Genomic DNA, 26,232 nt, shown 5'->3' with positions numbered 1-26,232 from the left:
TGGCCCTTCTGGCTGTGCCCCCGGCAGGATTCGAACCTGCGACACCCGCTTTAGGAGAGCGGTGCTCTATCCCCTGAGCTACGGAGGCGAGGGCCTGGAGGGGCCTTGTCGAGGGTCCAGTGTGTGGATCCTCGGCAAGGACTGACAAGCCCGCTGGGCAGGAGCCGGTGGGTGCCCGGTGGAGCTTGTGGGCGTTGGTTCCTGACCAGGGACAGCGTAGCGGATGGTGTTGGGGCGGGGGTCTGCCCCGGGGACGTGCGGTGTGTGAGATGTGCGGTGCCGGGGCGGCGGGTGTCGTCGGGGTGGCTCGGGGGGCCGAGTGCTCTGCTGCCGTGGTGCGTCCCGTTTCGAGGTGCGGCCGGGCCTGAAGAGTTGAGTGGCCAGTGGGTGTCCGGGGCGTGTGGGATCCGGGGGCGGGGGACGAGAGACCGGGGCCGGGGCTGGGGAACGGCTGCCCCTCGTGGCCGTGGCGTGGCCCGAGGCCGTGGGCCCGGAGCCGGGCGGCCCGGCTCCTGGGGTGTGGGGGGTCAGGTTCGGGGGGTGAGTCTGTCGCGTCCCTCGCCGTGCACGTCGGGCAGGGCCGTTTCGCGGCCCGTGAGTGCGAGGAGCAGGGCGAGGGCCGGGCCGGTCGCCTCCGGGCCCTTGCCGATGGTGAGGTCGGTGTCCGTCGCCCTGAGGCGGAGCGTCGTCAGCAGTTCCTTCGCGCCGCCGAAGGACGCCGGGGTGCCCGCCTGGTGGCGGAGTGCCCGGACCACGGCCTCCCGGGGGTAGGCGCGGGTGAGGCCCAGCGGGCGGCGGATGTCCTCGCCGTGGACGATCTCCTCGACGACGCGGCTGTCCAGGGGGCCCGGAGGGGCCGTCGTCCGCGCGGCCACGGCGCGCAGCCGCGCCAGCGTCTCCCGTGGCGTCGCACCGCGCTCGCGCGCCACCCCGCGGGCGTTCTGGCGGTGGAAGTCGAAGCGGGCGCGGACGAGGCCGGCCACGAAGCCCGAACGGGTCGTGCGCGCCGAGTCGACCAGATGGGCGGCGACGTCGTGGACCGTCCACCCCTCGCAGAGCGACGGGCGCTCCCAGCACGCGTCGTCGAGATCCTCCAGGTCCCGGATCAGCGCCGCGCGCTCCGTGTGGACGATCTCCCAGACTTCCCTCACGCGTTCCGGATGCCGCATGGCCGTCGCTCCTCGGTGGTCGTTCCCTGCCCTTGCGGTAGGGGTGACTCCGGATCGACGGTGAACTCATCGCTCGGTGCGGGATTCGTTCCGGCGGGCTCCTCGTGCCGCGCGCCGCGGTTCCGTCCGGCGGGTCCGCGGACCCTCCTCCGTGCCGCCGTCCGGTCGCGGCCCCCGTCCGGTCGCCGGGCGGGGGCCGGGGCGCTGCCCGGGGTCAGCCGGCCGAGGTGTCGTGGGCGGCGCCGGACGCGGCTGCCCCGGGGGCCTTCGTGCTCGTCAGGAGCATGGCCAACCGGGTTCCCAGCGGGCCGAGTTCCGTCTCGTAGCGGCGGAAGACGGCGTTCTCGCGGGCGAGTTCCGTGCGCGGCGCCCTGCCGTTCCGGCGCTGGTCCTCCAGTTCGGTCATGGCGGTCAGGCGCTGCCGTACGAGAGTGATGATGGCGGCGTCGATCTCCGCCATGCGCGTGTGCTGCGCGGTGGACGGGGACGCGGTGCTCTGCTGTCGCGGCAGGGACAAGGGGATGCTCCTTCGCTGACGGTGGGGACGGGGGACGGGGGACGGGGGACGGGGGACGGTGGACGGGGGTAAGTGGGGGAGTGGGGGAGTGGGGGAGCGGAGTGGCGCGGTGAGCGGGGGCGGGCGCGGTGCTACGGCAGTGGGGTCCGGAGGGCCTCCAGCCAGGCCCGCCACCCGGCCGCCCGTGCCGGCTCGCCGGTGTCGAGGGTGCTCTCCGCCCAGGCCGTGACGGGAGTCAGCCCGTGCAGGGCGTTGGTCACCCAGACCTCGCGGCCCGCCAGGGCGGGCAGCCGGCACCGGCGGTGCGCCACCTCGACGCCCCTTCGCCGGGCCTCCTCGGTGATCAGCCGTGCGGTGACGCCGGGCAGGGTGGGCAGTTCCGCCGCCGGGTGGCACAGCACGTCGCCCTCCCACCACAGCAGGGAGGAGTTGACGGCCTCGTGCACGACACCGTCGGCGGAGACCAGGAGCGCCTCGTCGGCTCCCGCCGCCGCTGCCCTGCCCCGTACGGCGGCCAGGGTTCCCAGGTCGGGCCCCTTGTGCCGGGGGTTCCCGCGGGGGTCGGGGACGGTCGTCCCCCAGACCCGGGTCGTCTCCCGCAGCGGCGGCGCCGGGCGCCGCCGGTACAGCAGGCGGACGCCGCCGGGATGGACGGTGTCGGGGTGGGCGTCCCCGGCCGCCCGCTCCAGTTCGACGCGGGGGAACCATGTGCCGGGGCCCCGCGGCAGCAGCTCCGTCATGGCGGCCCAGAAGGCGCCGAGGAGCGGTGCGGGGAGCCCGGCGAGTGCGGCGCAGGAGGCGGCGAAGCGCTGTTCGTGCCGGTCCAGGGCGCGTACGGCGCCGTCGGCGACCAGCCAGGAGTCCGCCGCGAGCAGCTCCGGGGGCGGGGCGGGGGCGAGGGGCGCGGTGGGCCCGGGAAGCCCCGATGGCGCCGGGGCGGCGGGGCCTGTACGGGGCGCCGCGCCGTCGCGGTCCCGCACACGGTCGAAGTCCCGTACGCCGTCCTGGTCCCACGCACCACCCGCGTGCCGCGCACCGTCCCCGTCCCGCGTACCGCCACCGTCCCGGTCCCGCGTACCGCTGCCGTGCCTCGCACCGTCCGGGCGGGGCGGTCCGTCGGCCCCGGCCCGGCCCCCCGCACCGCCTTCTGGTGAGCCGGAGACCGCCGGCGAGCCCGGCACCCCGGGGCCTCCCGGAGCCCGCGGAGACCTGAGCGCCCCGGGCACCCCCGGCGATCCGAGCGACGCAGCCGACCCGGGCGGCCCCGAGGGACCTCCCTCCCCGCCCTCCACCTCACGCAGCTCCCCCGCCCGGGTGAACACGTGGAGCCGTTCCCCGGCCCCCCGCGCCGGTGCCGTGCTCAAGGGGACACCGTGCCCGCGACCGGGCGGGCGGCGGTGGGCAGTTCACGGGGTTCCCGGCCGGGGAAGCCGGTGTCCAGGAGCCGCAGCAGGGGAGCCGTCTTGGTGATCGTCTCCTCGTACTCCGCGTCGGGGTCGGAGAGGGCGACGATGGCGCCGCCGACGCCGTAGCGGATGCCCGTGGGGGTGATGACGGCGGTGCGGATCACGATGCTCAGGTCGGCCGCGCCGGACAGGGAGAAGTAGCCGATCGCGCCGGAGTAGACGCCCCGGGGGCCCTCCTCCAGGGCGTCGATGATCTGCATGGTGCGGATCTTGGGGGCGCCGGTCATCGAGCCGCCGGGGAAGGCCGCGCGGACGCACTCCACGGCCGTCGTGTCCTTCCGCAGCCGGGCGCGCACGGTGCTGACGAGCTGGTGGACGGTGGCGTAGGTCTCCACGTCGAACAGCTTGTGCACATGGACCGAGCCGACCTCCGCGCACCGGCCGAGGTCGTTGCGGACCAGGTCGACGATCATGAGGTTCTCGGAGCGGTCCTTCTCGTTGCTCCGCAGGTCCGCCCGGAGCGCCTCGTCCTCCTGGGTGGTGGCGCCGCGCGGGCGTGTGCCCTTGATCGGCTTGGACTCGGCCAGCCCGTCGGCGCCGATCCGCAGGAACCGCTCCGGGGAGGTGCTGAGGACGGACAGGTCCCCGAAGAGGAGGAGCGAGGCGAAGGGGGCGGGGCTGGCGCGGCGGAGGAAGCGGTAGCCGTCCCAGGGGTCGATCTTGGTCTCGCTGTGCACCATGTTGGTGAGGCAGACCTCGTAGGTCTCGCCCGCGGTGATGTCCTCCTGGCTGCGCCGGATGCGCTCCAGATAGGCGTCCCGGTCGTGGCGCAGCCGCAGGTCGTCCGCGTGGACGGGCTGCGGGGGGACGACCGGCGCGGGGTCCTGGCCCGCGAGGGCGCGCAGCCGCTCGGCCGTGGTGTGCAGCCAGCCGCGCGCCTCCGCCTCCGCCCCGCCCGCGCCGGACCCCATGTCCGCGCCGTCCGCGCCCTCCGCACGGCCCGAGCCGCCCGGGACACCCGAGCCGCCCGGGACACCCGAGCCGCCCGGGACTCCCGCGCCGCCGGCGCCGTCCACGCCGCTCGCACCGCCGGCGGCACCGTCACCGCCCGGGGCACCGGTACCGCCCGGGACGCCCGCAACGCCCGGGTCACCGGCGGCGTCCGGGGCGCCGTCCGCCCCGTCCCCCGGCGCCAGCGCGAGCAGATGCGTCGTGCCGGTCAGATGGTCGAAGACCAGGGCCCGCGCGGCGAACACCATCGTGGCGTCGGGCTCCTCCGGGCGGTGGACGACGGGGCCGGCGCCGCACTGCGCCTTGAGCTCGTAGCCCAGGTACCCGACCCAGCCGAGGGCGAAGTCGCAGGGGAGCGGCGGGATGTCGACCCGGAGGGAGCGCAGGTCCTCGTCGATCCAGTCCAGGAAGTCCCGCCGGGTCGCGAACGGCTCCCCGGTGGCGCGGTTGCCCGTCATCACCGTGACGGTGCCCGAGGCGACGTCCGCCGAGGCGACGCGGGCCAGTTCGCCGGAGGCGTCGCCCATGACGGAGAACCGCCCCAGGCCGCCGTCGGCGCGGCTGCTGTCAAGCCAGAACGCATGGTTTCCGCCACGCAGCAGCTCCTCGAAGACCACCTCGGGGTCCCACGCGGTCGGCAGTTCCTCGGTGAGCACCCGCAGCCGTCTCGGCGGCGCGGCGCTCTCCTCGGCGGTGGCGCGGGCGGGCCGGGCCGGGGCGGCCGTCCTGCGTCCGCCGTGCTCCTGCTGCCAGCGGGCGGTGAGGTCGCGGAAGTTCCGGACCAGGCGTAATCCGTGCTCGCTGGAGATCGACTCGGGGTGGAACTGCACGCCCCACAGCGGCAGACGGCGGTGGCGCAGGCCCATCAGGATGCCGTCCGGCGTCCAGGCGGTGGCCTCCAGGGTGTCCGCCGGCAGGTCGCCGACCGTCAGGGAGTGGTAGCGGACGACGTCGAAGGGGGAGGGGATCCCGGCGAAGAGGTCCGTGCCGAGGTGCTCCACCGGGGAGACGCGGCCGTGCCGGGGCTCGGGGGCGAGGAGCACGGGGGCGCCGTTGAGCAGGGCGATCCCCTGGTGGCCGAGGCACACACCGAGGACCGGGCGGTCCGCGGCGCGCACGATGTCGGTGCAGATCCCGAAGTCCCCGGGACGCCCCGGGGTTCCGGGCCCGGGGGACAGGACGACATTGTCGAAATCCTTGAGTTGGCCGGTTCTCCACCCTGGCTCATCATTGCGGACCACGACTGGCTCCTGCCCGTTCGCCTCCGCGAGGAGATGGAACAGATTGAAGGTGAAGGAGTCGTAGTTATCCACCAGGAGAGTGCGCATACTCACCTCACGAGATCGCGGCAGGGACGAATTCGAGCCATGGTGTCGAAGTCTGGCCATGCCGGGCCGGCGCGCGATGGCGCGCGGGGAAACAGACGGGGTTCAAGCCAAAAGGGAACGCGAGGACCGAACGGGGTGAACTCCATCGGACCCCGACGCGATCTTGGCGTGAACGGGGCGGTGGCGGTCCGCGGGACGGGAGGGCGGGTGACCGTCAGGTCGACAGTCCGTAACCCCGGGCATATCGGAGGTAATCGGCCATTCCTGGGCGTGCGAAGAACCTGCTACTTCGCAAAATATCCGACATGTCCCCCCGATTCTGTGCGGCCAGGGAGCACGGGAGCCGGCCCCGTCCCCTTTTCGACATTGGGAGACCGTACCGGGCTTACACGTTCTGTCAAATGCCATCTGCCCGGATCGCGACGGGTGTATATGCGCGATGCACCGGAATCGACGGAGAGGGGAATTGGCCATTCCGTGAGATGGTCGTCACGTCGTGCCGCCGGTCTTGACAGTGTGCGCGTGATCGCTTTTAGGATGCGGAGCTGCTGAGCCGACAGAGGTGAATCAGCCGTACGCCGGGGGGATGTCCGTTTCGTGATCAGCGATTTCGCAGAGTTCGGTGTCGAGGCAAATGAGCCGAATCCTGACAGGCCGGATACCGACGGCGGGAACTGGGTCGACGAGTTACTTCTCGGCGCCGCGACCGGCGACTCCGCTCCCGCGGTCCACCTGGGCGAACGCCTGGACCGCGCCGCTCTCCGCCGCGAGGTCGACGCCCACCAGGCGGTCCTGACCGGCGCCGGCCTCGGCCGCGGCGGCTCCGTCGCGCTCCAGCTCCCCCCCTCGCTCCCGCTGATCACCGGGATGCTCGCCGCCTGGCGCGTCGGCGCCCAGGTGATCCTGCTCGACCACCGGCTGACCGGCCACGAGACCGGCAGGGCGCTCGGCCGGGTCGCCCCGCAGTTCGTCGTCCGCCCGGCGGGCCCCGTGCGACAGGGCAGCCTGCGCGGCCACCACGTGGTCGACGCCGTCGTCGAGCCGTACCCCGACGGCCGCCCGGCCGCCACCGGACACGCCCTCGTCCAGCTCAGCTCCGGCTCGACCGGCCCCTCCAAGGTGATCGGGCGCACGGCCGCCGAGCTGGCCGAGGAGGTCCGCCGCTACACCTGCATCGAGGGCATGCCCGGTCCCGGCGACCGCGTCGTCGTCCTCAACTCCCTGATCCACGCCATGGGCCTGATGGCCGGCCTGCTGCACAGCCTGCACGCGGGCATCGAGATCGTGCTGCCGGAGCGGGCGACCGCCGACGGCATCCTCGACGCCGTGGCGGCCCGCTCCGCCCCCACCGTCATCATGGGCGTGCCCTTCCACGCCCAGCTCCTCGGCTCGGTCTCCGCCCCGCCGCCGCTGCCCCACCTGGTCCGCGCGATCACGGCGGGCGAACTGGTCCGGCCCGGCGTCGCCGAGACCTTCGCCGCCCGCTACGGCGTGCCGCTGGGCGAGGTGTACGGGATGACGGAGATGGGCGTCATCGCCACCGACCTCTCCGGCGAGCACCGCCCGGCCGCCGGCTGGCCGGCCCCCGGCATCGGCGTCAAGGTCGTCGACGGCCAGCTCCTGGTGCGCCGCGCCACCAACCCCTACCTCGGGCTCAGCGACCCGGACCGCTGGTCCGACGGCTGGCTCCGCACCCGCGACGCGGCCCGCATCGACCCGGACACCGGGCTGCTCACCATCCTCGGCCGGCTCGACTCCCAGGTCTCCGTCGGCGGCCTCAAGGTCGACCTCACCGAGGTCGAGTGGGCCCTGTCCGGACTGCCCGGCGTCCGCGAGGCCGTGGTCGTGCACGACGGCGCCATCGAGGCGTACGCCGTGCTGGACGACGATGTCACCGCCGCCGCCGTGGAGGGGCTGCTGGCCGAGCGGGTCGCCGGCTTCAAGCGGCCGCGCCGGATCCACGCCGTCACCGCCCTGCCCCGGACCACCACGGGCAAGCCGGTGCGCGACCCGGCGGCCCTGCGCGCGGCGCCGGAGCGGGCATGAGCCGGGCGGCGGCGCACCGCGGCTCAGCCGTCCACGCGGCGCACCGACACGGTCAGTCCCCCGGTCCCCGGACCTCCGGCGACGCAGAGCAGATGACCGGCGGGCGCCGCCGGGGCGGCGCTGGTGAGTCCGGCGCCCGGGGCGGTCTCCCGCAGCACGGGGTGCTCCGCGCCCCGGTCCGGCACGCCGGAGGCGGGCAGCGGCACCGGCCGCAGCAGCCCGCCGCGGGACAGCCCGGTGCCGGTCACCTTGCCCAGCGCCTCCTTGTGCGTCCACACCCACAGCAGGGCGCGGGGCCGCGCGGCCGGGTCGTGCTCCTCGATCCAGCGCACCTCCCCGTCGCCGAACCAGCGGCGGGCGATCCCCAGCGCGGGCAGCGCGCGCGCCGCCTCCACGTCCACCCCGACCTCGCCGCCCGTGCTGACCGCGACCGCGGTGAGCCCGCGGGTGTGGCTCACGCTGACGTGGACCACCGGCGCGGGGCGGGCTCGTGACCCGCCGGGTGCCGCCGCCCAGGGGCGCCCGCCGGGCCCCCGTCCGACCAGCACCGCGGCGGCGCTGACCCCGAGCACCTCCGCGACGGCGCGCCGCAACAGGGCGCGGGCGTGCGGCCGTTGGTCCCCGACCGGGACCGTGAGCCACACCTCGACCCGAGACACCGTCGTTCCCCCTCCCGTTTCCGTGGCCGGCGACAGCCGTGCGCCGAACACATAGACGAACATCGAACAAGGAGTTCTGTCATGAGTGCCCCTGTGCGCGAATTCGTAGTGAACACCCTGGAAGCCATGCACATCGACGTCTCCGGGGTGACGGACGCCACCCCGATCGGCGACGGCGGCATGGAGCTGGAGTCGCTCACCACGGCCGAACTGGTCATGCAGGTCGAGGAGGAGTTCGGCGTCAAGTTCTCCGACGACGACGTCGAGGGCATGCAGGACATGACCGTCGGAGGCTTCGTCGCCGATGTCGAGGGACGCATGGCCGCGACGGGCGCGGCATGAGCGGCCCCCTCGTCGCCCCCGGCCGGGAGGACGTGATCGCCCTGCTGGCCCAGCAGGGCGAATGCGCCCCCGAGGACGTGGGCGAGCGCATCGACTCCCTGCAACTGGCCTGGCTGGTGCACGCGGTGGAGGAGCGCTACGGGGTCCGGCTCGACCTGGACGACGACGCCCTGGAGGCGATGGACAGCGTGGCCGGCGCCGTGGACGTGCTGGAGCGCGCCCTCGCCGCCGTCCCCCCGGGCGGGAGCGGGTCATGAGCGCCGGGGACCGGGAGGTCGTCGTCACCGGCCTCGGCGTCACCAGCGCCTTCGGCCGCGGTGAGGACGCCCTCTGGGCCGGACTCACCGCGGGCCGGGCCGCGTTCGCCCCGGTGACCCGCTTCGCCGCCGACCGGTACCGCACCGACGCCGCCGCCACCCTGCCCGACGCGGCCGACCTCGACGCGGAACTCGCCCGTGTCGTGGACCACGCCTGCGCGCAGGCCGGGCTCGGCGCCCCGGAACGGGCCCAGGCGCCGCTGCTGCTCGGCCGCCACGCCGACCCCGCCGTCGCCCGCCGCCCACTGGCCGCGCAGGGCAAGACGGCGATCTCCGACACGGCCGCCGAACTGGCCCGCTCCCAGGGCCTCCGCGGCCCCGCCCGGACCTACACCAACGCCTGCGTCGCGGCGGCCACCGCCCTCGCGGAGGGCGCCGCGCGCATCCGCGGCGGCCTGGAGGAACGGGTCGTCGTGGCCGCCGGCTACCTCGTCGACGAGGACAACTTCGCCCTGTTCTCCGCCGGACGGGCGCTCGCCCCGGACGGCGCCCTGCGCTCCTTCAGCGCCGGACGGCGCGGACTGCTGCTGGGCGACGGCGTGGGAGCCGTCGTCCTGGAGTCCCGGGCCACCGCCGCCGCGCGCGGCGCCCGCCCGCTCGGCGTCCTCGCCGGCTGGGGACTGGCCGGCGACGCCCACCACGTGTGCCAGCCCCACCCCGGCGGCCGCGGCATGGCCCGCGCCATCACGGCCGCCCTGGACAAGGCCGGGCTCACCCCCGCCGACATCGGCTACGTCAACGCCCACGGCACCGGCACCCCGCACAACGACGCCGCCGAGACCGCCGCGCTGCGCCGTGCCCTCGGCGACGACGTCGACCGCGTCCCCGTCAGCTCCACCAAGTCCCTCCACGGACACGCGCTGGAGGCCTCCGGGATGCTCGAACTCGCCGTCACCCTGCTGGCGCTGCGCCACGGGACGTTCCCGGTGAACGCCGGATACCGGGGCCCGGACGACGACTGCCGCCTCGACCTCGTCGTCGGCGAGCCCCGCCGGGCCGAGCCCCGGCACGCCCTCAGCCTGAACGCCGCCTTCGGCGGAGCCAACACCGCATGGGTGGTGAGTGCGCCATGACCCCCCGCCCGCACCCGCGGGACGCCGAGATCCTGGCCCGGGCCACCTGGCCCGGCGCGGACGACACCGGACCGCCGCCGCCGCTCACCGGCTTCGTCGTCTCCGACTTCGGCCCCATGGCCGCCGAGGCCGCCGACCGCTGCCTTTGGGCGTCCCACGGGGACCGCGAGGAGCTGGACGCGGCCCAGCGGCTGCGCGCCGGGCGCACCGCCGTCGTCCTGGGCAGCCGGGGCGGCGACCTGGAGACCCACACCGCGACCGCCGCCGCCGTGGACGCGGGCCGCCCCGCCGCGCCCCTGCTGTTCTTCCAGTCCGTGCCCAACGCGATCGTCGGGCACATCGCCAAGCGCTGGGGACTGGCGGGCCCCGTCATCTGCTTCAGCCCGGACGACGCCACCGGCGACCCGCTGGGCGAGGCCCTGGACATCGCCCGCTTCCTGGTCTTCGGGGGCGACGCCGACGAGGCGCTCGTCCTGCTGGTGGAGCAGGTCGCGGCCGACGGCGGACCGGGCGGCGCCGAGGCGCTCCTCGTCCGCCCCGCAGCACAGCCGATGGAGGCCGCGTCATGAGCCGTGAAGAGGTCTGGGTCACCGGCATGGGCCTGGTCACGCCCCTCGGCATCGGTGTGCCCGCGTTCCGCGACGGACTGGCCGCCGGGCGCTCCGGGCTGCGCCGGCTGGAGGGCGAGGAGTGGGCCGCGACCGGTGCCGACGTCGCCGGTGTCGTCCCGGTCATCGACCCCCTGGACGTCCTGCCGCGCAACGAGGCCCGCTCCGTCGACCGCTTCATCCTGATGGCCCTCCTGGCCGCCGAAGAGGCCCTGGGAGAAAGCAAACTGACGATCGGTCAGAATGTCGACGCCGAACGCGTCGCGGTGATCGTCTCCTCCGGCGCGGGCGGCCTCAGCACCTACGAGGAACAGGCCGTCGCCCGGAGCGGCCGGGGCCGGATCGCGGTCAGCCCGGCGCTGCTGCCCGGCATGCTGCCCAACATGCCGTCGGCCCGCATCGCCATCCGCCACGGCATCCGCGGCCTCAGCAGCTCCATCGCCATCGCCTGCGCCGCCGGGGCGATGTCGGTGGCCGAGGGGCTGCGGCTGATCCGCGAGGGCACCGCCGACGTGGTGGTCTGCGGCGGTACCGAGGCGTCGCTGGCGCCCTCCGCCGTCACCGCCTTCGGCAACGCCCGCGCGCTCGCCCGCGCCGGGACCGGGGACCCCGGGGCGGCCAGCCGGCCCTTCGACCGGAACCGGTCCGGCTTCGTCCTGGCCGAGGGCGCCGGAGTCCTCGTCCTGGAACGCGCCGCCCACGCCCGGGCCCGCTCCGCCGCCCCCTGCGGCCGGGTGCTCGGCTGGGGAGCGACCAGCGACGCCCACCACCCGACCGCCCCCCGGCCGGACGGCGCCGGAGCGGCGGCGGCGATGCGCCTGGCCCTGGCCGACGCGGGCCTGGCGCCCGGTGACATCGGCTACCTCAACGCGCACGGCACCGGCACCAGGACCGGCGACCTGGCCGAGGCACGGGCCGTCCGCTCCGTCTTCGGCGACGACGGGCCCGCGGTCAGCTCGATCAAGGGCCACATCGGCCATCCGCTCGGCGCGGCCGGGGCGGTCGAGGCCGTCGCGACCCTGCTCGCCCTGCGCGACGGACGGCTCCCGGCGACCGCGAACCTCGACGACCCGGACCCGGAGTGCGCCCTGGACCACGTCCGCGGCGCCCCCCGGGAGGCCGACGTCCGGGCCGCCGTCTCCAACTCCTTCGCCTTCGGCGGACACAACGTCAGCCTCGTCCTCGGACCGGCGGGGGCGCCGGACTGAGGACCCGCCCCGACCCCGCCCACGCAGCAGAAGGAACGACACGTTGACCAGCTCCCCACCCCCGCCCCCCGGACCGGGAGGCTCCGGCGCCCCCTCCTCCGGCGCCGACCCCTCCGGCACCCCCTCCGACGACCTGCTCCGCCGGTTCTGGTGGCTGCACGACGCCCGCTGGTACCAGGGCGTTGCCAAGCGCTTCGGCCAGGACGCGGCGAACGAGGTCAACGCCGAGGCCATCCGGTTCGTCGCCCGCCGGATCGCCGCCACCTACGCCCGGGAACGGGGGCTGCGGCCCGGCCTGTCCGCCGAGGAGCTGGCCACCGCCCTGCACGGCATCTCCCGGCTGATGACCGGCGACAGCGTCGAGGCGTCCACCGAGGTCACCGGCGAGGACACCTGGGAGACCTCGGTCACCCGCAACTTCGCCCTGGAGATGCTGGCGAGCGCGGGCACGCTGGAGGGCTACGACTGCCCCTGCCCGCAGATGCGTCAGGGCTGGTTCGAGGGGCTGCGGACCCGGGTCGGCGAGGACCGGGTGTCGTGCCTGCGCACCGGCGCGTCCGAGTGCCGGTTCCGCTCCCGCGTCACCCCCTCGGCCACGCCGGTGCCCACCGCACCGGCCACCGCCACCACCGCGCCGGCGGCCGGGACCGTCCCGGCCCCCGCCGCCCCCGCACCCGTCCCCGGGGCACCCGCCGCCCCCGGGACACCGGCCGCCACGGCCACCACCGCACCCGTCACCACCGCACCGGAAGAGGAGGGCGCATGACGGAGCACGGCAGCGGCGCGCCCGCCGCGTATGTCACCAGCGCCCTGGAGCAGTTCGGGCACTGGGGCGACCGCACCGCACTGATCCACGGCGAGCGGAGCATGACCTTCCGGGAACTGCTCTCCCTCGCCCACCGCATCACCCGCGTCCTGTGCGACGACGGGCTGGAACGGGGCGACGGACTGGTCCTCCTCGCGGCCAACCCACTGGAGATGACCGCCGTCGGCCTGGCCGCGCACATCCTCGGCCTGCGCTACACCCCCGTCCACGCGGGCGGCGGCGACCGGACCGTCCGGCACGTCCTCGCCGACGCGGCGCCCGCCGCCGTCGTCCTCGCCGACGCCGGACCCGCCCAGCCGGCCCGCCGGACGGCCCTGGCCGCCCGCGAGGCCGGGGTGAAGCGGCTGTTCTCCCTCGGCCCCGGACCGGACCCGGACGTCACCGACCTGCTGGCGGCCGCCGCCGCGCAGCCGGACACCCCCGTCCCGGTCGCCGCCCGGGAGGACGACATCGCCCGGGTGATGTACACCGGGGGCACCACCGGACTGCCCAAGGGCGTCGCCTACACCTTCCACGCGCTGACCGCCGCCGCCGGGGCCTGGGCGGGCCCGCCCCCGCCGCCGGGACTGCGCTTCGTCGCCATGACCCCGATGGCCCACGCCGCGGGCGCCCTCGCCTTCGGGCTGCTGCGCCACGGCGTCCCCACCGAGCTCTTCGACGCCTTCGACGCCGGCACCCTGCTGGGCCGCGTCGGCGAGGCCGCCGCCGACGGGCGGCTGGTCACCACCTACCTCTACCCGCCCTACCTCTACCGGGTCCTCGACCACCCCGGGCTGTCCGCCACCGACCTGCGCGGCCTCGCCGCCGTCAGCTACGGCAGCTCCCCCATGGCACCGCACCGGCTCGCCGAGGCCGTCCGCGTCCTGGGACCGAGGCTGCGGCAGAGTTACGCGCTGACCGAGGCCATCGCCATCACCGGCATGGGCCCCGAGGACCACGCGCGGGCCGCCGCCGCCCGCCCGGAGCTGTTCACCTCCGTCGGCCGCCCGGTGCCCGGCGCCACGGTGCGGATCACCGGACCGGACGGCACCGTGCGCGGACCCGGCGAGGAGGGCGCCGTCGAGGTGTCCGGCCCCACCGTCATGGCCGGCTACTGGCAGCGGCCCGAGCAGACCGCGCGGGTCCTGCGCGACGGCTGGCTGCGCACCGGCGACCTGGGCCGCCTCGACGAGGAGGGCTACCTCCACCTCACCGGCCGCGAGAGCGACCTCGTCATCGTGGACGGCACCAACTGCCACCCCAGGGCCGTCGAGGACGTCCTGAGCACCCACCCGGCCGTCCGCCAGGCCGCCGTCGTCGGCGTGCCCGACGCGCGCACCGGAGAGGCCCTCCTCGCGGTCTGCGCCGCGGGCCCCGAGGACCCGGCGGCGCTCGCCGGCGAACTGCGCGGCCTCGTGCGGGACGGCCTCGGCGCCGGCCACGTGCCGGCCCGGATCGAGTTCGTGGCGGACATCCCCACCGCCTCGTACGGCAAGCCCGACAAGGCGGCGCTGCGCGGGATGTTCGCCCCCGCGGGCGGCGCGTCCCCCGAGAGCGGCCCCTCCCACAGGAGCGAAGGATGAACACGCACGCCGAACCCTGGATCCGTCCCCGGGAGCCCCAGGGCAGGGAGGGCTGGCTGGCCTCCCTGCGCAACCTGCTGCTGATCCCCGAGGACCTGCGCGACGAGAGCGTCCCCCGGGCCGTCGCCCTGGAACTGCTGCAGTGCGGGCCGGAGATCCTCGACGAACTGCTCGCCGAGGGGCTGCCGCACGGCGGCGAGAAGGGCGACGAGCGCTTCGAGCGGTACGACCTGGTCAACCTCGCGCTCTACTCGGGCTCCGGCGAGTCCGTCCCCGAGAAGACCATGGCCTACGCCCTGCGCTGGATGCACGCCGACCCGGCCACCCTGTTCCGGCCCCGCCGCTGGGACTACTCCGTGGTGCTCTCGCCGCCCGCCGCCGACGACGGCGCGGACCCCGCGGGCATGGCGTGGAACCTGGCCACGCCCCGGCCCGAACTGCACGGCGGCTGGACCGAGTCGCTCACCATCGGCCCCGAGGCGGCCGTCCTCGGGGACAAGGACATCACCGTCGGCGGCACCACCGGGCTGACCGCCTCGGGCGTCCTGGTCACCTCGGGCGAGCACCGCGGGATCCGCTCGCCCCGGCTGCGCGAGATCGTCACCTCGTTCGGCCCCGACCGGTACCGCTGGGGGCGCATGCCCGAGGAGTTCCAGTGGCGCGGCGGCGAGGTCCTCGCCCAGGGGTACGCCCCCTGCATCGCGGTCTGCCTGGAACTGGCCGAGCGCTGCCGGGCCGCCGGGTTCGAGGCCCGCACCCGGCGCGGCTGGATCATGGGCATGCTCGACCTGGCCCACTCGTGGCTGGAGGTCGTGGACGAGGACGGCGTCGTCAAGACCGTCGACCCCGCCTTCGTGATCCTCGCCGCGCACCACGCCGAGGCCGCCCACCCGGCCGCCGCGGACGCCTTCACCGGCTCCCTGCTCAACCGCCTGATGCCCACGGAGCACCACGCCGACGAGCCGGTCAACGGGTACCGGCGCGACGGCCGGTTCGCCCACCCGCGCCACCAGACGGACATCCAGCTCTCGGCAGAGCAGCCCGCCCCGCACGAGACCGAGGGAGCCGTCCGCGGCTCCGACAACGACTGAGAGGACGACCCATGGCCGTGTTGCAGGCTGACGAGCAGCTGCAGACCATTCTCGACCGCCTGGTGGCGATGTCCGAGCGCGACTACTACGACCCCTACAAGCTGTTCCAGTGGCCCGACTCGCTGCCCGAGAACGAGTACTGGATGTCCCCCGAGCTGATGTCCGTGCACGGCACCAAGGTGGCGGAGTCGTTCACGGAGGAGCAGCTCTGGGCGATCAGCAAGTGGGAGAGCGTCAACTTCTACAGCCTGAACGTCGACGGCATCCGCGAGCTGATCACCGAGATCATCGCGCGCATCCACACCAAGGACTTCGCCGTCTCCTCCGAGTACTTCCACCACATGATCGGCGAAGAGAACGAGCACATGTGGTTCTTCGCCACCTTCTGCCTGAAGTACGGCGGAAAGGTCTACCCGGACAAGGGCGTCCAGCTGGAGATGAGCTCCGAGGGCGAGTCGGCGCACTTCCTCGTCTTCGCACGCCTCCTCCTCTTCGAGGAGATCGTCGACTTCTTCAACAAGCGGATGGGCGACGACGAGCGGCTGCACCCCACCATCCGCCAGATCAACGCCATCCACCACCAGGACGAGTCCCGGCACGTCGCCTTCGGCCGGCAGATCGTCTCCCACCTCCACAAGCAGCTCCGCGAGAAGCTGAGCGCCGAGGAACTGGCCGGACTGGAGCTGTACCTCAAGCGGTACCTGCGCAAGTCCGTGGACGGCCTGGTGAACCCGGCGGCCTTCCGCGACGCCGGCATAGAGAACCCCTACCAGGTGCGCAACGAGGTGCTGGCCGACCCGGCCTTCCACGACCTGGAGACCAGGATGCTCAAGCGCTCCATGAACTTCCTGGTGAGCGAGGGCATCTTCACCGACGACGTCCTGCCCGCCTCATGAGCGCCACCGACGAGAGGGCCGCGGACGGGGTCGACGCCGTCGTCCGCTACCTGCTGACCAAGCGCCCCGACCTGACCTCCATCGACCCGGACCTCGACCTCGTCGAGAACCGCATTCTGGACTCCCTGGGATTCGTCAACTTCCTTTATGTGCTGGAGGAACAGACGGGACAGGAAATCCTGATGGAGAACGTCAAGCCCTCCGACTTCCGTACTATCAACGCCATCCGAAGGAGGTTCTTCCATGAGCCCGACGAGTCCCGCGACTGACGCCGGCGGCGCGGCCTCGACCCGCGGCGGCCTCGCCACGCTGGGCCCCGGCGCGCTGCGGCTGCGCGCGGCCCTCGACGGCGTGTTCACCGGCTGGGCGGCGGAGGTCGGCGCCACGGCCGTCCAGTACCCGCCCCTGATGCGCGTCGAGGACCTGCACCGGCTGGACTACTTCCAGAACTTCCCGCACCTGGCGATCCTCGGCGCGGCCCTGACGGAGGAGGCCGCGCCCGCGTACGCCACGGGCGAGCCGCGGCCGGACACGGTCCCGGCCGGTCATCTGACCGAGGCGGGATACGCGCTGCCGTCCGCCGCCTGCTACAACGTCTACCTGGACGCGGCCGGCCGGGACCTCTCCGAGGGCCCGCACAAGGTGACCACGGTGGCGACCTGCTTCCGCCGCGAGAGCCACTACGACGGGCTGCGGCGGCTGCTGGGCTTCACCATGCGCGAGATCGTCTGCGTCGGCACCCGCGACGACGTCCTGGAGCACCTCCGGCTCTTCCGCGAGAAGGTCTCGGAGCACCTGGCCGCACTCGACCTGCCGGTCGAGATCCAGGCGGCCTCCGACCCGTTCTTCGACGCGAGCGCGGGACGTGCCCTGATGGCCCAGCTCTTCCCGGTGAAGGAGGAGTTCGTCTTCGACGGGTCGCTGGCCATCGGGTCGCTCAACTTCCACCGCAACTTCTTCGGGGAGCGCTGCGACATCAGCACCGGCGGGGGCGAACCGGCCTTCACCGGCTGCGTGGCCTTCGGCCTGGAGCGCTGGATCAGCGCCCTCACCGCCCGGTTCGGACTCTCCGAGGACGAACTGGCCGACCGCGTAGAGGCGGTCGGCGGTCGGTGACCCGGGTCGTACCGGTCCCGGTGGCGCATCCCGCTCTGGCGGAGCGGGTCCCCGCCGGGACCGGGACCATCGAGGCGTGGTGGGCCGACGGACGCGGCCTGCCCGCCCCGGCGGTGGACGCCCTGGCGTCCACCGCGCTCGCGGCGGCCGAACGCCGCCGTTTCGGGGCGATGACCGATCCGCTGGCGCGGACCGAGTTCGTCCTCGCCCGCTCCGTGCTGCGCGGCGCCCTCGGCCGGGCCCGCGGCTGCCCGCCCGCCGACGTACCCCTGGACACCGACGGCGGCGGACGGCCCCTGGTGCCGGACGCCCCGGACACGGACGTGAGCATCACGCACAGCGGCGGCGTGGTGGCCGTCGCCCTCGGCACCGGCCTGCCGCCGGGCACCCGGATCGGCGTGGACATCGAGCACGTCCGCCCGGTGGCCCGGGACGGCGCGCTGGCCGGCCGCTACTTCTCCGCCGCCGAACGCGCCTGGTTGGACACGCACTCCGGCCCGGACCGGCAGCGGGCCTGGCTGGACATCTGGACCCGCCGCGAGGCCTGGGCGAAGGCGCTCGGCACCGGTCTGCGCGGTCTCCCCGGTGTCCCGGACACCCATCTCGGCCACGGCCGGTGCCCCCTGCGGCTGCCGCGGGGGTTCATCGGCTCCCTGGTGGCCCTGATCCCGGGGAGGGCCTCCCGGCCCTCCCTCCCACCCCCACCCCAACCCCTCACACCGAAGGAGCTCCCATGACCAACGGGAACGCCGAAGAGCAGCAGCTGTCCGTCACCGTGGTGGGCGGCCCCACCGTCGTCATCGACCTGGGCGGCCTGCGCTTCGTCACCGACCCCACCTTCGACGCCGCCGACTCGTCCTACAGCATGGGCCCGGTGGAGCTGCGCAAGCTGGAGGCACCGGCGCTGACCCCGGACGAGCTGGGCCCGGTCGCGGCCGTGCTGCTCTCGCACGACCAGCACCCGGACAACCTCGACGGCGCGGGCCGCGCGTTCCTGAAGACGGTCCCGCTGGTGCTCACCACCGAGCAGTCCGCGGAGCGCGTCGGCGGCACCGGCCTGGCCCCCTGGGCCGAGCACGTCCTGGAGCGCCCGGGCGGCGGCCAGGTCGTGGTGACCGCCGTCCCCGCGCAGCACGGCCCGGCGGGCACCGAGCAGATGCTGGGCGCCGTCACCGGGTTCTTCCTCAGCGGCGAGGGCCTGCCGACCGTGTACGTCAGCGGCGACAACGTCTCCCTGGAGCCGGTGCGCGAGCTGGCCCAGCGCGTCGACCACGACGGCATCGACCTGGCCGTGCTGCACGTCGGTGCCGCCCAGCTCGCCCCCTTCGGGCCGACGCTGCTGTCGATGACCGCCGAGCAGGGCGCCGAGGCCGCCGAGCTGCTGGGCGCGCGCCGGGTCCTCGCCGTGCACACCGAGGGTTGGGCCCACTTCACGGAGGGCGCGGACGCGGTCGCCGAGTCGTTCACCAAGGCCGGTTCGATCCGCCGCCTGGTGGTCGGGGACGAGGGCGCCCGGCTGGCGGTGTGACCCCGGACGCCGGACGGCCGGCGCCCCCGACCCGTCGCACCGGGCCGGGGGCGCCGGCCGTCCGGCGCGGGCGCGCGGGGCCGGTGCCCGCCACCGCCGGTGTGCGGCGGCGGGCACCGGCCCCGGTGTTCAGGCCCCCATCGCGTGGTAGCCGCCGTCGACGTGGACGATCTCGCCGGTGGTCGACGGGAACCAGTCGGAGAGCAGGGCCGCGCAGGCGCGCGCGGTGGCCTCGGTGTCGGTGACGTTCCAGCCGAGCGGCGCGCGGGCGGCCCAGTCGTCCTGGGTCCGCGCGAGCCCCGGGATGGCCCGGCCGGCGGTGGTGCGCAGCGGGCCCGCGGCCACCAGGTTGGACCGGACGCCGTGCGGCCCCAGCTCCCGGGCGAGGTAGCGGTTGGCCGACTCCAGCGCGGCCTTGGCCACGCCCATCCAGTCGTAGGCCGGCCAGGCCTGCGAGGCGTCGAAGGTGAGGCCGACGACCGAGCCGCCGGGGCTCATCATCGGCAGCAGGGCCGTGGCGAGCGCCGAGTAGGAGTACGCGGAGGTGTGGACCGCGGTGGCGACGTCCTCCCAGGGCGCGGTGAGGAACCCGCCGAGGCAGCTCGGCGGGGCGAAGGCGATGGAGTGCAGGACGCCGTCGACGCCGTCGAGGTGCTCGCCCACGGCCCCGGGGAGCGCCGCGAGCGCGTCCGGGTCGGTGACGTCCAGCTCCACGACCGGTGGCGGCTCGGGCAGCCGCCGGGCGACGAGTTCGACGAGGGACATCCGGCCGTAGCCGGTGAGCACGATCCGCGCGCCCTGTTCCTGGGCGACCCGGGCCGCGGCGAAGGCGATGGACCGGTTGGTGATCACCCCGGTGATCACCAGGCGCTTGCCCGCGAGCAGTCCGCCGCCGGGAGTCCGTTCCCCGGCGGCGGGCGCCGGGGGAGTGCCGGGTGTGGTGGTGGTCATCGGTTCAGTGCCCCATTCCCAGGCCGCCGTCGACGGGGATGACCGCGCCGGTCACGTACCCGGCGCGCTCCCCGGCGAGCCAGGCGACCGCGTCGGCCACGTCCCGGCCGTCGCCGGGGCGCCCGGAGGGTATCTCGGCCAGATGCGCGGACCTGCGGTTCTCGGGGAGCCCCGCGGTCATGTCGGTGTCGATGAAGCCGGGGGCCACCACGTTCACCGTGATCCCGGCGGAGGCGCACTCCCGTGCCAGGGAGCGCGCCATGCCGACCATGCCGGCCTTGCTGGCCGCGTAGTTGACCTGGCCCGGGTTGCCGCGCAGCCCGGCGACGGAGGAGACGAAGACGATCCGTCCCCACCGTCCCCGGAGCATCTTCGGCAGGGCCCGGCCGGCGCAGCGCCAGCCACCGGTGAGATTGGTGTCGAGGACCCGGGAGAACTGCTCCTCCCGCATGCGCAGCATCGGCCGGTCCTCGGTGATCCCGGCATTGGAGACCAGAATCTCCACGGGGCCGAGTTCCTGCTCGACGGTGGTGAATGCGGCGTCGATCTGCGCCGGGTCGGCGACATCACAGGGAACGGCGAGTGCCTTTCCCGTCGGAGGGGCGCTGCGATAGGTCACGGCGACCCAGTCGCCGCGGTCGAGGAATTCCTCGGCAATGGCGAGACCGATTCCTCTGTTTCCTCCGGTGACCAGAACTGTGCGCGGCAAATCGGTCCTCCGATTACTGGTGAATGGCGGCCCCCCGGCCGACGGGTCAGCCCTGTACGTTCGTGCTCTGGAATTCCTTCATGTAGTACACGTTGCTGATCCGCACCGCGGTCCAGGAGACGATGATGCGCTGGCCGATCGGCACGTCCTCGGGGTCCGTGTAGGTGTCGCCCGGCTTGAGGATGCCGCCGAGGCCGTCGATGACGGCGATGTCGTCGGTCAGGCAGCGCACGCTGCTCGGCTTGCCGATCATGCGGGTGCCGTTGTACGGGCCGGCGAAGGCGCCGGTGAAGTACGCGGCGATCTGGCTCCGGCTGGTGAGGTAGGCGCCGTTGCTCGGGATCATGTGGCCGTCGGTGGTGAACTGGGCGGCGAAGGTGTTCGCGTCGGCCGCGTCCCAGGCCGCGAAGAGGCGGTGCGGCACATCCAGAATGGCCTGCTGGGTGGGGGAGCACTTCGTGTTCTTCTTGGCGAGGGCGTCGGTTTCGACGTCGGTGGCGTTGGCCACGGTCGAGGCGCCGCTGACAAGCACCAGGGAAAGGGCGGCGAGCAGGATGCTGCGCGTACGTCTCATATGGAATCCCCCCGTAGTTCAGGCGAGTTGTTGTGCGAGCAGTCTAGGGGCAGTCGGAAAGAATGAAAAGTATCCGGCCAGTGCCCGTGGGGGTTTGCTGAAAGTTTGCCCGCGATGGTCGGGGACAAACTGTGTTCAGCATTCGGAATTCACTTTTCCGCTTGTTTCTCCGATACCGGTTCGACATGTACGGGAACTCCGTTGAATACGGCGGTCCCGGACAACGGGTCGACGACGGTGCCGTCGGTGAGCGCGTTGATGCTCACGCCCGGTTCGGCCGCCGCCCGGGGGAGCCGGGTGCGGTCGCGGCCGTGGCCCCAGCCGTAGGGCATGCTCACCACGCCCGGCCGCAGCCGGTCGGTCGGCTCCGCCGGGACCACGACCTCGCCGGTGCGGGAGCGGACCCGCACCGGGTCGCCGGCGGTGACGCCCAGCCGCCGGGCGTCCTCCTCGCTCATCTCCAGGGTGCAGCGGTTGGACCCGCCGGAGAGCGAGGCGATGTTGTGGGACCAGCTGTTGACGGATTTGAGCTGGCGGCGGGAGATCAGCACGAGCCGGCCGTCGTCCAGGTTGCGCATCCGGGCGGCGAGCCGCGGCAGGTCCGCGGTGATGGCGGGCGGGCACAGCTCGACCAGCCCCGAGGCGGTCATCACCACCTCGCGGCGGCGGGGCCGCAGCGGGCCGATGTCCACGCCGTTCGGCGCCTCCTTGAGCCGGGCCAGGTTCAGCCCGCCGGGGCGCACCCCGAACAGGTCGCCGACGGGGCCGAGGCGCAGCATCAGGTCGAGCCGCCGCTCCAGCGCGTCCTCGCCGGTCAGCGCGGCCTTCAGGTCGGCGGCCTCGCGGCGGGCGAGCGGGGAGCCGGGGCGGCCCCGGGCGGCCCGCAGCATCAGGTCGGTGAGCTGCTCGTCCACCCGCTCCCAGTCCCCGCCGGGGCCCTTGCCGGAGGCGATGAGCACCAGCCGGGCGAGGATCTCCGCCTCGCCGGGGCGCCCGGGCTCCAGGGCCCGCGCGGGCGGGGAGAAGCGGGCGTTGCGCCGGACCGAGCGGCCGGCCAGGACGACGTCGTAGTGCGGCGATTGGAGCGGCGACGGGGGCGGCAGGATCACCGAGGCGTGCCGGGTGGTCTCGTTGAGGTAGGGGTCGACGCAGACCATGAAGTCGAGTCCGGGCAGGACCTCGTCCAGCCGCTCGCCCTGGGGGGTGGCGAGCACCAGGTTGCCCGCGACGCACAGCAGCGCCCGCACCTGCCCGGGGCCGGGGGTGGCGATCTCGTCGGCGAGGGTGGCCGTCGGCAACTCGCCGTTGACCTCGGGCAGTTCGCGGACCCTGCTGTGCCAGCGCCCGGTGCGGAACGGCTCGGCCGGGCGGCGGGCCGCGTGCGGGGCCTCCCCGAAGAGCACCCCGCCGGGGCGGTCGAAGTTGCCGGTGACGATGTTGACGACGTCCACCAGCCAGCTCGTGAGGGTGCCGAACTCGGTGGTGCTGGTGCCCAGCCGCCCGTAGACGGCGGCGGTCGGCGCCGAGGCCAGGTCCCGGGCGAGCGTGCGCACGGTGTCCGCCGGGACCCCGCAAGCGGGGGCGATCTCGTCCGGCCCGAACTCCTTGACGTGCGCGGCCAGTTCGCCGAAGCCGGCGAAGCCCTCCCCGGGGTCGGTGGCCAGTCCCTCGCCGAGCAGGGTGTGCAGGATGCCGAGCAGCAGCAGGGGATCGGTGCCGGGCCGGACGGCTATGTGCTGGTCCGCGAGGTCCGCGGTGCGGGTGCGGCGGGGATCGACGACGACGAGGCGTCCGCCCCGGGCCCGGAGGGCCTTCAGCCGCCCCGGGAGGTTGGCGACGGTCCAGAGGCTGCCGTTGGACTCGGCCGGGTTGGCGCCCAGGACCAGCAGGTGGTCGGTGCGGTCGATGTCCGGCAGCGGGAAGGCGAGCGGGTCGCCGTACATCCAGCCGCAGGCCGTGCTCTTGGGCATGGTGTCGAGCGTCGTCGACGAGTAGATGTTGCGGGTGCCGAGCCGCTCCCGCAGCACCAGCATGTACAGGGGGAGGGCCAGGGTGTGGATGACGGGGTTGCCCATGTACAGGGCCACCGCGTCCTTGCCGTGCCGCTCAGCCGCCCCGCGTAACCCCCGGTCGACGGCGGCGAAGGCCTCCGCCCACCCGACCTCGTCGAAGCCTCCGTCGGGGCGGCGCACCAGGGGTGCGGTGAGCCGGTCGGGGTCGTCGTCGAACCGGCCGAGGGAGGCGCCCTTCGGACAGAGGTAGCCCTGGCTGAAAACGTCGTCGGGGTTGCCCCGGACACGGGTCACGGTCTCGCCCGACAAGGTGATGCTGAGGCCGCACGTCGCCTCGCATAACGGGCACACGCGCAGTGCCGTCCGATCCATCCCAGCCCCCGAACCCATTGATCGACTGCGCGTGCAGTTTAACCAGAAGAGTGAACGTGCCGCCCTGGTTTCGGGCACGGAACCGTCCCGGTTCCCCGGGCGGACGGGCACACCGCCCGGCCCGTCCGCCGTCCCTCGCGGGGGCCGCCGCGAGAGGCGCTTCCGCCCCGTCCGCGACCGGCGGGGGCGACGGTCCGGCCCCGGGCGAGGGCCCGGCCGGAGTCGTCCCGGCGGCCGGAACCGGTCGCCGCCGGGCGGTCCGTGAGGGGCCGCGCATGTCCGATAACCCTCCCCCGCCGGGCCGCCCCGGAGGGGCAGAACGGCTGCCCCGGGCGATCACCCCGGTGCTGGCGGCGCCGGTGGTCTCCACCGCCGGGACCTTCGCCCACTTTCCGGGGGAGCGCGGGGTCACGGCCGCGGTGGAGGAGGGGACGCTCCCGGAGGTGGTCGTCCCGGCGGCCCTCGCCTTCCGGACCGGCCCGGTGGCCGCCCTGCTCGACCGGCGGGTCACCGCCGACCGCACGGGGCTGTGGCCGACCGGGGCCCGGCGGACCCGGCACGTCTCCCGGGAGGCGCTGCGCGCGGGGCGGATCGGCGGGGAGGGCACCGCCGGGATCGGCGCCGACGGCGGGACCCGGCGGCCGCGCGGGGTCACCGGTCCCCGGACCGAACGGTGGCCGCCGGGGCGGAACGGGAGGGTACGGGGCCGGGGTTCCGGGGACGAGTGGTCCGAGGCCGGGGTCCGGTGCGGACCGGTGCGGATTGCGCGGACCGCCGGGGGGTGCCGACCGCCGCGGCGCCTTCCGCCCCGTCAGATGAGCGGCACCTCGGTGAACCGGGCCGCCACCCGCAGCTCCGCCCCGACGCGCTCCGCCGTGCGCAGCAGCTCCGGGAGGATGTCCGTCAGGCACTCCTCCGGCGTGCGGCGGGCTGCGTGGGCGGTCACGGCCACCGCGGCCACGGGCCGTCCCGCGCGGTCCCGCACCGGGGCGGCCAGGGTGCGCAGGCCGGGCTCCAGCTCGTCGTCCACCAGGGCGTGCCCGGTGGCGTCCGGCCCCGGCAGCAGCACCCGTCCGGCGGCGGTCGCGCCGGCCGGGAGGCGGCTGCCGAGGGTGACGTGGGCGCTCATCACGCGGGGCGTGCCCGCCCGTGCCGTGTACTGGATCTCCCCGCCGGAGTCCGCGAGCACCGCCAGCGCCACCGGCTCGCGGACCCGGTCGGCCAGCGCCGCCAGGTGCGGGTGCGCGATCCCGGGCAGCGAGCCGCGGGAGAGCGGCGGGAAGCCCAGGGAGAGCACGCGCGGGGTGAGGACGAAGGCCCGGCCGCTCCGGGCCACCAGGCCCGCGTGGACATGGGTGATCAGGGCCCGCCGGACCGTCGCGCGGGGCAGCCCGGTCGCCTTCGCCGCCTCGGCGAGGGTGAGCGAGGGCCGCGCCTCGTCGAAGGCCGTGAGCACGGTCAGACCGCGTGCCAGGGACTCCACGAACCCCCGGCCGAGTTCCTGCTTGGACGCCCCCGTCCAGGCGGCCAGTCCGGCCGGGGCGGGGCGGGGAGCCGCGGGCGGCGCGGTGCGCAGCTCGTCCTCCATGGCCGCGACCGCGGTGCGCAGCCGGGGGAGGAGGGTCCGGCGCAGGTCCCCGGCGGTGTGCCGGCTGGTGTGGCTCACCACGCTGGCCACACAGGCCACCCGGCCGGTCCCCGGGTCCCGCACCGGCACCGAGACCGCGACGAGGCCGGGTTCGATCAACTGGTCGTCGAGCGCGTACCCGCGGGCCGCGGCCGCCGCCGCCCGCTCCTCGAAGTCGCCGTCCCCGGTGGGGTGTTCGCGCGGCGGTACGGCGGGGAAGCCGAGGTCGCGGGGGTCCCCGGAGCGCCGCCGGCGCCAGCGGAGCCAGGCGTCCCCGTCCCACTCGGCCGCGAACAGGGGGCCGGGCGCGGTGCGTTCGGCGGGGAGCAGGTCGCCGATGCGGAAGCTCAGGGACATCGCCCGGCGGCGGGTGGCCTGGTGGATGAAGCGGACGCCGTCACGGTCCGCGACCGCCAGCGAGACCGACTCGTCGAGCGTGTCCGCCAGCCGGTCCGCGCGGGCGCCCAGCAGGGCGGGGAGGCGCAGCGAGGCGAGGTAGGCGTTGCCCAGTTCCATCAGCCTCGGGGCCAGGGTGACCTCCCGGCCGTCCAGGCGGACGTACTCCATGCGCGCCAGCGTCGCCGCGACCCGGTCGACCGTGGAGCGGGCCAGCCCGGTGGCCCGCTCCAGCGCGCTGAGGCCGAGGGTGCCCCCGTCGGCGTCGGTCAGCCGCCGCAGCACGGCGATACCGCGCAGCAGGGGGGCCACGGCCTCGGCCGGTGCGTCCGCCTCCGGCGGCGTCCCCGCCGGTCCGTCCGCGGCGGGGACGACGTCGTCGGTGGGGTGTGCGGGAAGGGCGGGCATCGGTTCTCCGGTACGGCGGGCGCGGCAGCCCTACCGTAATGCGCCGGTGTCCGGAGGGCGCTCCCGCCCGGTGACCGGGGGCGGTGCGCCGGTGCCGGGCCCTTCCCTTACGGGTGCGACCGGTACGGATGGGACCGCCTGCCGTGGGTGACCGGTACTCCCGGTGCCCCCGGTGTTCGCGGCCGGCGCCGGGGCCCGGTCGCCCGGTCCCACGGCGGCGCGTTCGGTGCGCCCCGCCCGGCCGGTGCACGCGGCGGTGACGTGGTGTCCGTACCCGGACCGGCGTCCGGCGCGGGCGGCTCGGGGCGGCGCGCCGGTGGCCGGGCCCCTCCTATACGGGTGCGACCGGTACGGGTGGGACGGGCCGCCGTGGGTGACCGGTGCTCCCGGTGTTCGCGGCCGGCGCCGGGGCCCGGTCGCCCGGTCCCACGGCGGCGCGTTCGGTGCGCCCCGCCCGGCCGGTGCACGCGGCGGTGACGT

The 26,232-nt window shown here is 75.0% G+C and carries 24 protein-coding genes and 1 tRNA gene; 14 read left to right on the top strand and 11 right to left on the bottom strand.

The window, feature by feature from the left end; translation table 11 throughout:
- Positions 1-15: 15 nt before the first annotated feature.
- From ACZ7LB_RS22790 to pabB, 5 genes are all read right to left on the bottom strand, one after another.
- Positions 16-88 (bottom strand) — tRNA-Arg (locus tag ACZ7LB_RS22790).
- Positions 89-527: 439 nt separating this feature from the next.
- Positions 528-1,169, bottom strand: a complete 642-nt coding sequence (locus ACZ7LB_RS22785; protein ID WP_471470683.1) for a maleylpyruvate isomerase family mycothiol-dependent enzyme — start codon at positions 1,167-1,169, stop codon at positions 528-530.
- A gap of 214 nt (positions 1,170-1,383) precedes the next feature.
- Positions 1,384-1,686, bottom strand: coding sequence for a chorismate mutase family protein (locus tag ACZ7LB_RS22780; RefSeq protein ID WP_471470681.1), 303 nt, complete (start codon positions 1,684-1,686; stop codon positions 1,384-1,386).
- Between the two features lie 131 nt (positions 1,687-1,817).
- Complete coding sequence (locus ACZ7LB_RS22775) at positions 1,818-2,666, bottom strand: aminotransferase class IV (RefSeq protein ID WP_471470680.1); 849 nt, start codon at positions 2,664-2,666, stop codon at positions 1,818-1,820.
- A 380-nt stretch (positions 2,667-3,046) separates the two neighbouring features.
- Complete coding sequence (gene pabB, locus ACZ7LB_RS22770) at positions 3,047-5,431, bottom strand: aminodeoxychorismate synthase component I (protein ID WP_471470679.1); 2,385 nt, start codon at positions 5,429-5,431, stop codon at positions 3,047-3,049.
- 597 nt (positions 5,432-6,028) lie between these two features.
- Between pabB and ACZ7LB_RS22765 the strand changes: the two genes are divergently transcribed.
- Positions 6,029-7,477, top strand: a complete 1,449-nt coding sequence (locus ACZ7LB_RS22765; RefSeq protein WP_471470678.1) for a class I adenylate-forming enzyme family protein — start codon at positions 6,029-6,031, stop codon at positions 7,475-7,477.
- Positions 7,478-7,500: 23 nt separating this feature from the next.
- Here ACZ7LB_RS22765 and ACZ7LB_RS22760 read toward each other — a convergent pair whose 3' ends face one another.
- Complete coding sequence (locus ACZ7LB_RS22760) at positions 7,501-8,136, bottom strand: 4'-phosphopantetheinyl transferase family protein (RefSeq protein WP_471470676.1); 636 nt, start codon at positions 8,134-8,136, stop codon at positions 7,501-7,503.
- A gap of 81 nt (positions 8,137-8,217) precedes the next feature.
- On the opposite strand from ACZ7LB_RS22760, the gene ACZ7LB_RS22755 reads away from it, so the two are divergent.
- From ACZ7LB_RS22755 to ACZ7LB_RS22695, 13 genes are read left to right on the top strand one after another with little or no spacing between them, the layout of a single operon-like run.
- A complete protein-coding gene (locus ACZ7LB_RS22755) occupies positions 8,218-8,478 on the top strand; it encodes an acyl carrier protein (protein WP_161229399.1) in 261 nt (86 codons plus the stop codon).
- Positions 8,475-8,735 carry an acyl carrier protein gene (locus tag ACZ7LB_RS22750; RefSeq protein ID WP_161229398.1) on the top strand — a complete coding sequence of 87 codons (261 nt, stop codon included), beginning with the start codon at positions 8,475-8,477 and terminating at the stop codon, positions 8,733-8,735. Before ACZ7LB_RS22755 ends, ACZ7LB_RS22750 begins: the two co-directional genes overlap by 4 nt.
- The gene (locus ACZ7LB_RS22745; RefSeq protein WP_471470674.1) at positions 8,732-9,868 is read left to right on the top strand and encodes a beta-ketoacyl-[acyl-carrier-protein] synthase family protein; all 1,137 of its coding nucleotides are present in this window, start codon (positions 8,732-8,734) and stop codon (positions 9,866-9,868) included. The genes ACZ7LB_RS22750 and ACZ7LB_RS22745 overlap by 4 nt, the downstream gene beginning before the upstream one ends.
- Entirely contained in the window at positions 9,865-10,437 is a 573-nt protein-coding gene (locus tag ACZ7LB_RS22740) for a beta-ketoacyl synthase N-terminal-like domain-containing protein (RefSeq protein WP_471470673.1), read from the top strand. The genes ACZ7LB_RS22745 and ACZ7LB_RS22740 overlap by 4 nt, the downstream gene beginning before the upstream one ends.
- On the top strand, positions 10,434-11,684 hold the full coding sequence (locus ACZ7LB_RS22735; protein WP_471470671.1) for a beta-ketoacyl-[acyl-carrier-protein] synthase family protein: 1,251 nt from the start codon (positions 10,434-10,436) through the stop codon (positions 11,682-11,684). The genes ACZ7LB_RS22740 and ACZ7LB_RS22735 overlap by 4 nt, the downstream gene beginning before the upstream one ends.
- Before the next feature lie 43 nt (positions 11,685-11,727).
- Entirely contained in the window at positions 11,728-12,450 is a 723-nt protein-coding gene (locus ACZ7LB_RS22730) for a hypothetical protein (RefSeq protein ID WP_471470670.1), read from the top strand.
- Entirely contained in the window at positions 12,447-14,072 is a 1,626-nt protein-coding gene (locus ACZ7LB_RS22725; RefSeq protein ID WP_471470669.1) for an AMP-binding protein, read from the top strand. The genes ACZ7LB_RS22730 and ACZ7LB_RS22725 overlap by 4 nt, the downstream gene beginning before the upstream one ends.
- Positions 14,069-15,163: a hypothetical protein gene (locus ACZ7LB_RS22720; protein WP_471470667.1), complete on the top strand. Its 1,095-nt coding sequence runs from the start codon at positions 14,069-14,071 to the stop codon at positions 15,161-15,163. Before ACZ7LB_RS22725 ends, ACZ7LB_RS22720 begins: the two co-directional genes overlap by 4 nt.
- Positions 15,164-15,174: 11 nt before the next feature.
- Entirely contained in the window at positions 15,175-16,059 is an 885-nt protein-coding gene (locus ACZ7LB_RS22715; protein ID WP_161229393.1) for a diiron oxygenase, read from the top strand.
- Positions 16,056-16,328: an acyl carrier protein gene (locus ACZ7LB_RS22710; protein ID WP_202551957.1), complete on the top strand. Its 273-nt coding sequence runs from the start codon at positions 16,056-16,058 to the stop codon at positions 16,326-16,328. Before ACZ7LB_RS22715 ends, ACZ7LB_RS22710 begins: the two co-directional genes overlap by 4 nt.
- Positions 16,303-17,175: an aminoacyl--tRNA ligase-related protein gene (locus tag ACZ7LB_RS22705; protein WP_471470665.1), complete on the top strand. Its 873-nt coding sequence runs from the start codon at positions 16,303-16,305 to the stop codon at positions 17,173-17,175. The genes ACZ7LB_RS22710 and ACZ7LB_RS22705 overlap by 26 nt, the downstream gene beginning before the upstream one ends.
- A 20-nt stretch (positions 17,176-17,195) precedes the next feature.
- Entirely contained in the window at positions 17,196-17,912 is a 717-nt protein-coding gene (locus tag ACZ7LB_RS22700; RefSeq protein ID WP_471470663.1) for a 4'-phosphopantetheinyl transferase family protein, read from the top strand.
- Positions 17,909-18,703, top strand: coding sequence for an MBL fold metallo-hydrolase (locus ACZ7LB_RS22695; protein WP_471470661.1), 795 nt, complete (start codon positions 17,909-17,911; stop codon positions 18,701-18,703). The genes ACZ7LB_RS22700 and ACZ7LB_RS22695 overlap by 4 nt, the downstream gene beginning before the upstream one ends.
- 129 nt (positions 18,704-18,832) lie before the next feature.
- On the opposite strand, the gene fabI is transcribed toward ACZ7LB_RS22695, so the two are convergent.
- The 5 genes from fabI to ACZ7LB_RS22670 form a co-directional block, all read right to left on the bottom strand.
- Positions 18,833-19,654 (bottom strand): enoyl-ACP reductase FabI, encoded by an 822-nt coding sequence (fabI, locus tag ACZ7LB_RS22690; RefSeq protein WP_471470660.1) that lies wholly within the window; start codon positions 19,652-19,654, stop codon positions 18,833-18,835.
- A gap of 4 nt (positions 19,655-19,658) precedes the next feature.
- Complete coding sequence (locus ACZ7LB_RS22685; RefSeq protein WP_471470658.1) at positions 19,659-20,363, bottom strand: 3-oxoacyl-ACP reductase family protein; 705 nt, start codon at positions 20,361-20,363, stop codon at positions 19,659-19,661.
- Positions 20,364-20,409: 46 nt separating this feature from the next.
- On the bottom strand, positions 20,410-20,937 hold the full coding sequence (locus ACZ7LB_RS22680) for an SgcJ/EcaC family oxidoreductase (RefSeq protein WP_471470657.1): 528 nt from the start codon (positions 20,935-20,937) through the stop codon (positions 20,410-20,412).
- 149 nt (positions 20,938-21,086) lie between these two features.
- Positions 21,087-23,321 (bottom strand): molybdopterin dinucleotide binding domain-containing protein, encoded by a 2,235-nt coding sequence (locus ACZ7LB_RS22675; RefSeq protein WP_471470655.1) that lies wholly within the window; start codon positions 23,319-23,321, stop codon positions 21,087-21,089.
- 811 nt (positions 23,322-24,132) lie between these two features.
- Positions 24,133-25,752 carry an IclR family transcriptional regulator domain-containing protein gene (locus tag ACZ7LB_RS22670; protein ID WP_471470654.1) on the bottom strand — a complete coding sequence of 540 codons (1,620 nt, stop codon included), beginning with the start codon at positions 25,750-25,752 and terminating at the stop codon, positions 24,133-24,135.
- Positions 25,753-26,232 lie beyond the last annotated feature (480 nt).

It is taken from the genome of Streptomyces sp. NPDC107521, assembly GCF_055598485.1.
The sequence above is the reverse complement of the archived record's forward strand: the minus strand, read 5'-3'. Positions and strand labels throughout refer to the sequence as shown.

What these genes read in the sequence shown, in the direction of transcription:
- ACZ7LB_RS22785 (WP_471470683.1), bottom strand. Translation starts at nt 1,169, where the DNA reads ATGCGGCATCCGGAACGCGTGAGGGAAGTCTGGGAGATCGTCCACACG.
- pabB (WP_471470679.1), bottom strand. Translation starts at nt 5,431, where the DNA reads ATGCGCACTCTCCTGGTGGATAACTACGACTCCTTCACCTTCAATCTG.
- ACZ7LB_RS22755 (WP_161229399.1), top strand. Translation starts at nt 8,218, where the DNA reads ATGAGTGCCCCTGTGCGCGAATTCGTAGTGAACACCCTGGAAGCCATG.
- ACZ7LB_RS22750 (WP_161229398.1), top strand. Translation starts at nt 8,475, where the DNA reads ATGAGCGGCCCCCTCGTCGCCCCCGGCCGGGAGGACGTGATCGCCCTG.
- ACZ7LB_RS22745 (WP_471470674.1), top strand. Translation starts at nt 8,732, where the DNA reads ATGAGCGCCGGGGACCGGGAGGTCGTCGTCACCGGCCTCGGCGTCACC.
- ACZ7LB_RS22740 (WP_471470673.1), top strand. Translation starts at nt 9,865, where the DNA reads ATGACCCCCCGCCCGCACCCGCGGGACGCCGAGATCCTGGCCCGGGCC.
- ACZ7LB_RS22735 (WP_471470671.1), top strand. Translation starts at nt 10,434, where the DNA reads ATGAGCCGTGAAGAGGTCTGGGTCACCGGCATGGGCCTGGTCACGCCC.
- ACZ7LB_RS22725 (WP_471470669.1), top strand. Translation starts at nt 12,447, where the DNA reads ATGACGGAGCACGGCAGCGGCGCGCCCGCCGCGTATGTCACCAGCGCC.
- ACZ7LB_RS22720 (WP_471470667.1), top strand. Translation starts at nt 14,069, where the DNA reads ATGAACACGCACGCCGAACCCTGGATCCGTCCCCGGGAGCCCCAGGGC.
- ACZ7LB_RS22715 (WP_161229393.1), top strand. Translation starts at nt 15,175, where the DNA reads ATGGCCGTGTTGCAGGCTGACGAGCAGCTGCAGACCATTCTCGACCGC.
- ACZ7LB_RS22710 (WP_202551957.1), top strand. Translation starts at nt 16,056, where the DNA reads ATGAGCGCCACCGACGAGAGGGCCGCGGACGGGGTCGACGCCGTCGTC.
- ACZ7LB_RS22705 (WP_471470665.1), top strand. Translation starts at nt 16,303, where the DNA reads ATGAGCCCGACGAGTCCCGCGACTGACGCCGGCGGCGCGGCCTCGACC.
- ACZ7LB_RS22695 (WP_471470661.1), top strand. Translation starts at nt 17,909, where the DNA reads ATGACCAACGGGAACGCCGAAGAGCAGCAGCTGTCCGTCACCGTGGTG.
- fabI (WP_471470660.1), bottom strand. Translation starts at nt 19,654, where the DNA reads ATGACCACCACCACACCCGGCACTCCCCCGGCGCCCGCCGCCGGGGAA.
- ACZ7LB_RS22680 (WP_471470657.1), bottom strand. Translation starts at nt 20,937, where the DNA reads ATGAGACGTACGCGCAGCATCCTGCTCGCCGCCCTTTCCCTGGTGCTT.
- ACZ7LB_RS22675 (WP_471470655.1), bottom strand. Translation starts at nt 23,321, where the DNA reads ATGGATCGGACGGCACTGCGCGTGTGCCCGTTATGCGAGGCGACGTGC.
- ACZ7LB_RS22670 (WP_471470654.1), bottom strand. Translation starts at nt 25,752, where the DNA reads ATGCCCGCCCTTCCCGCACACCCCACCGACGACGTCGTCCCCGCCGCG.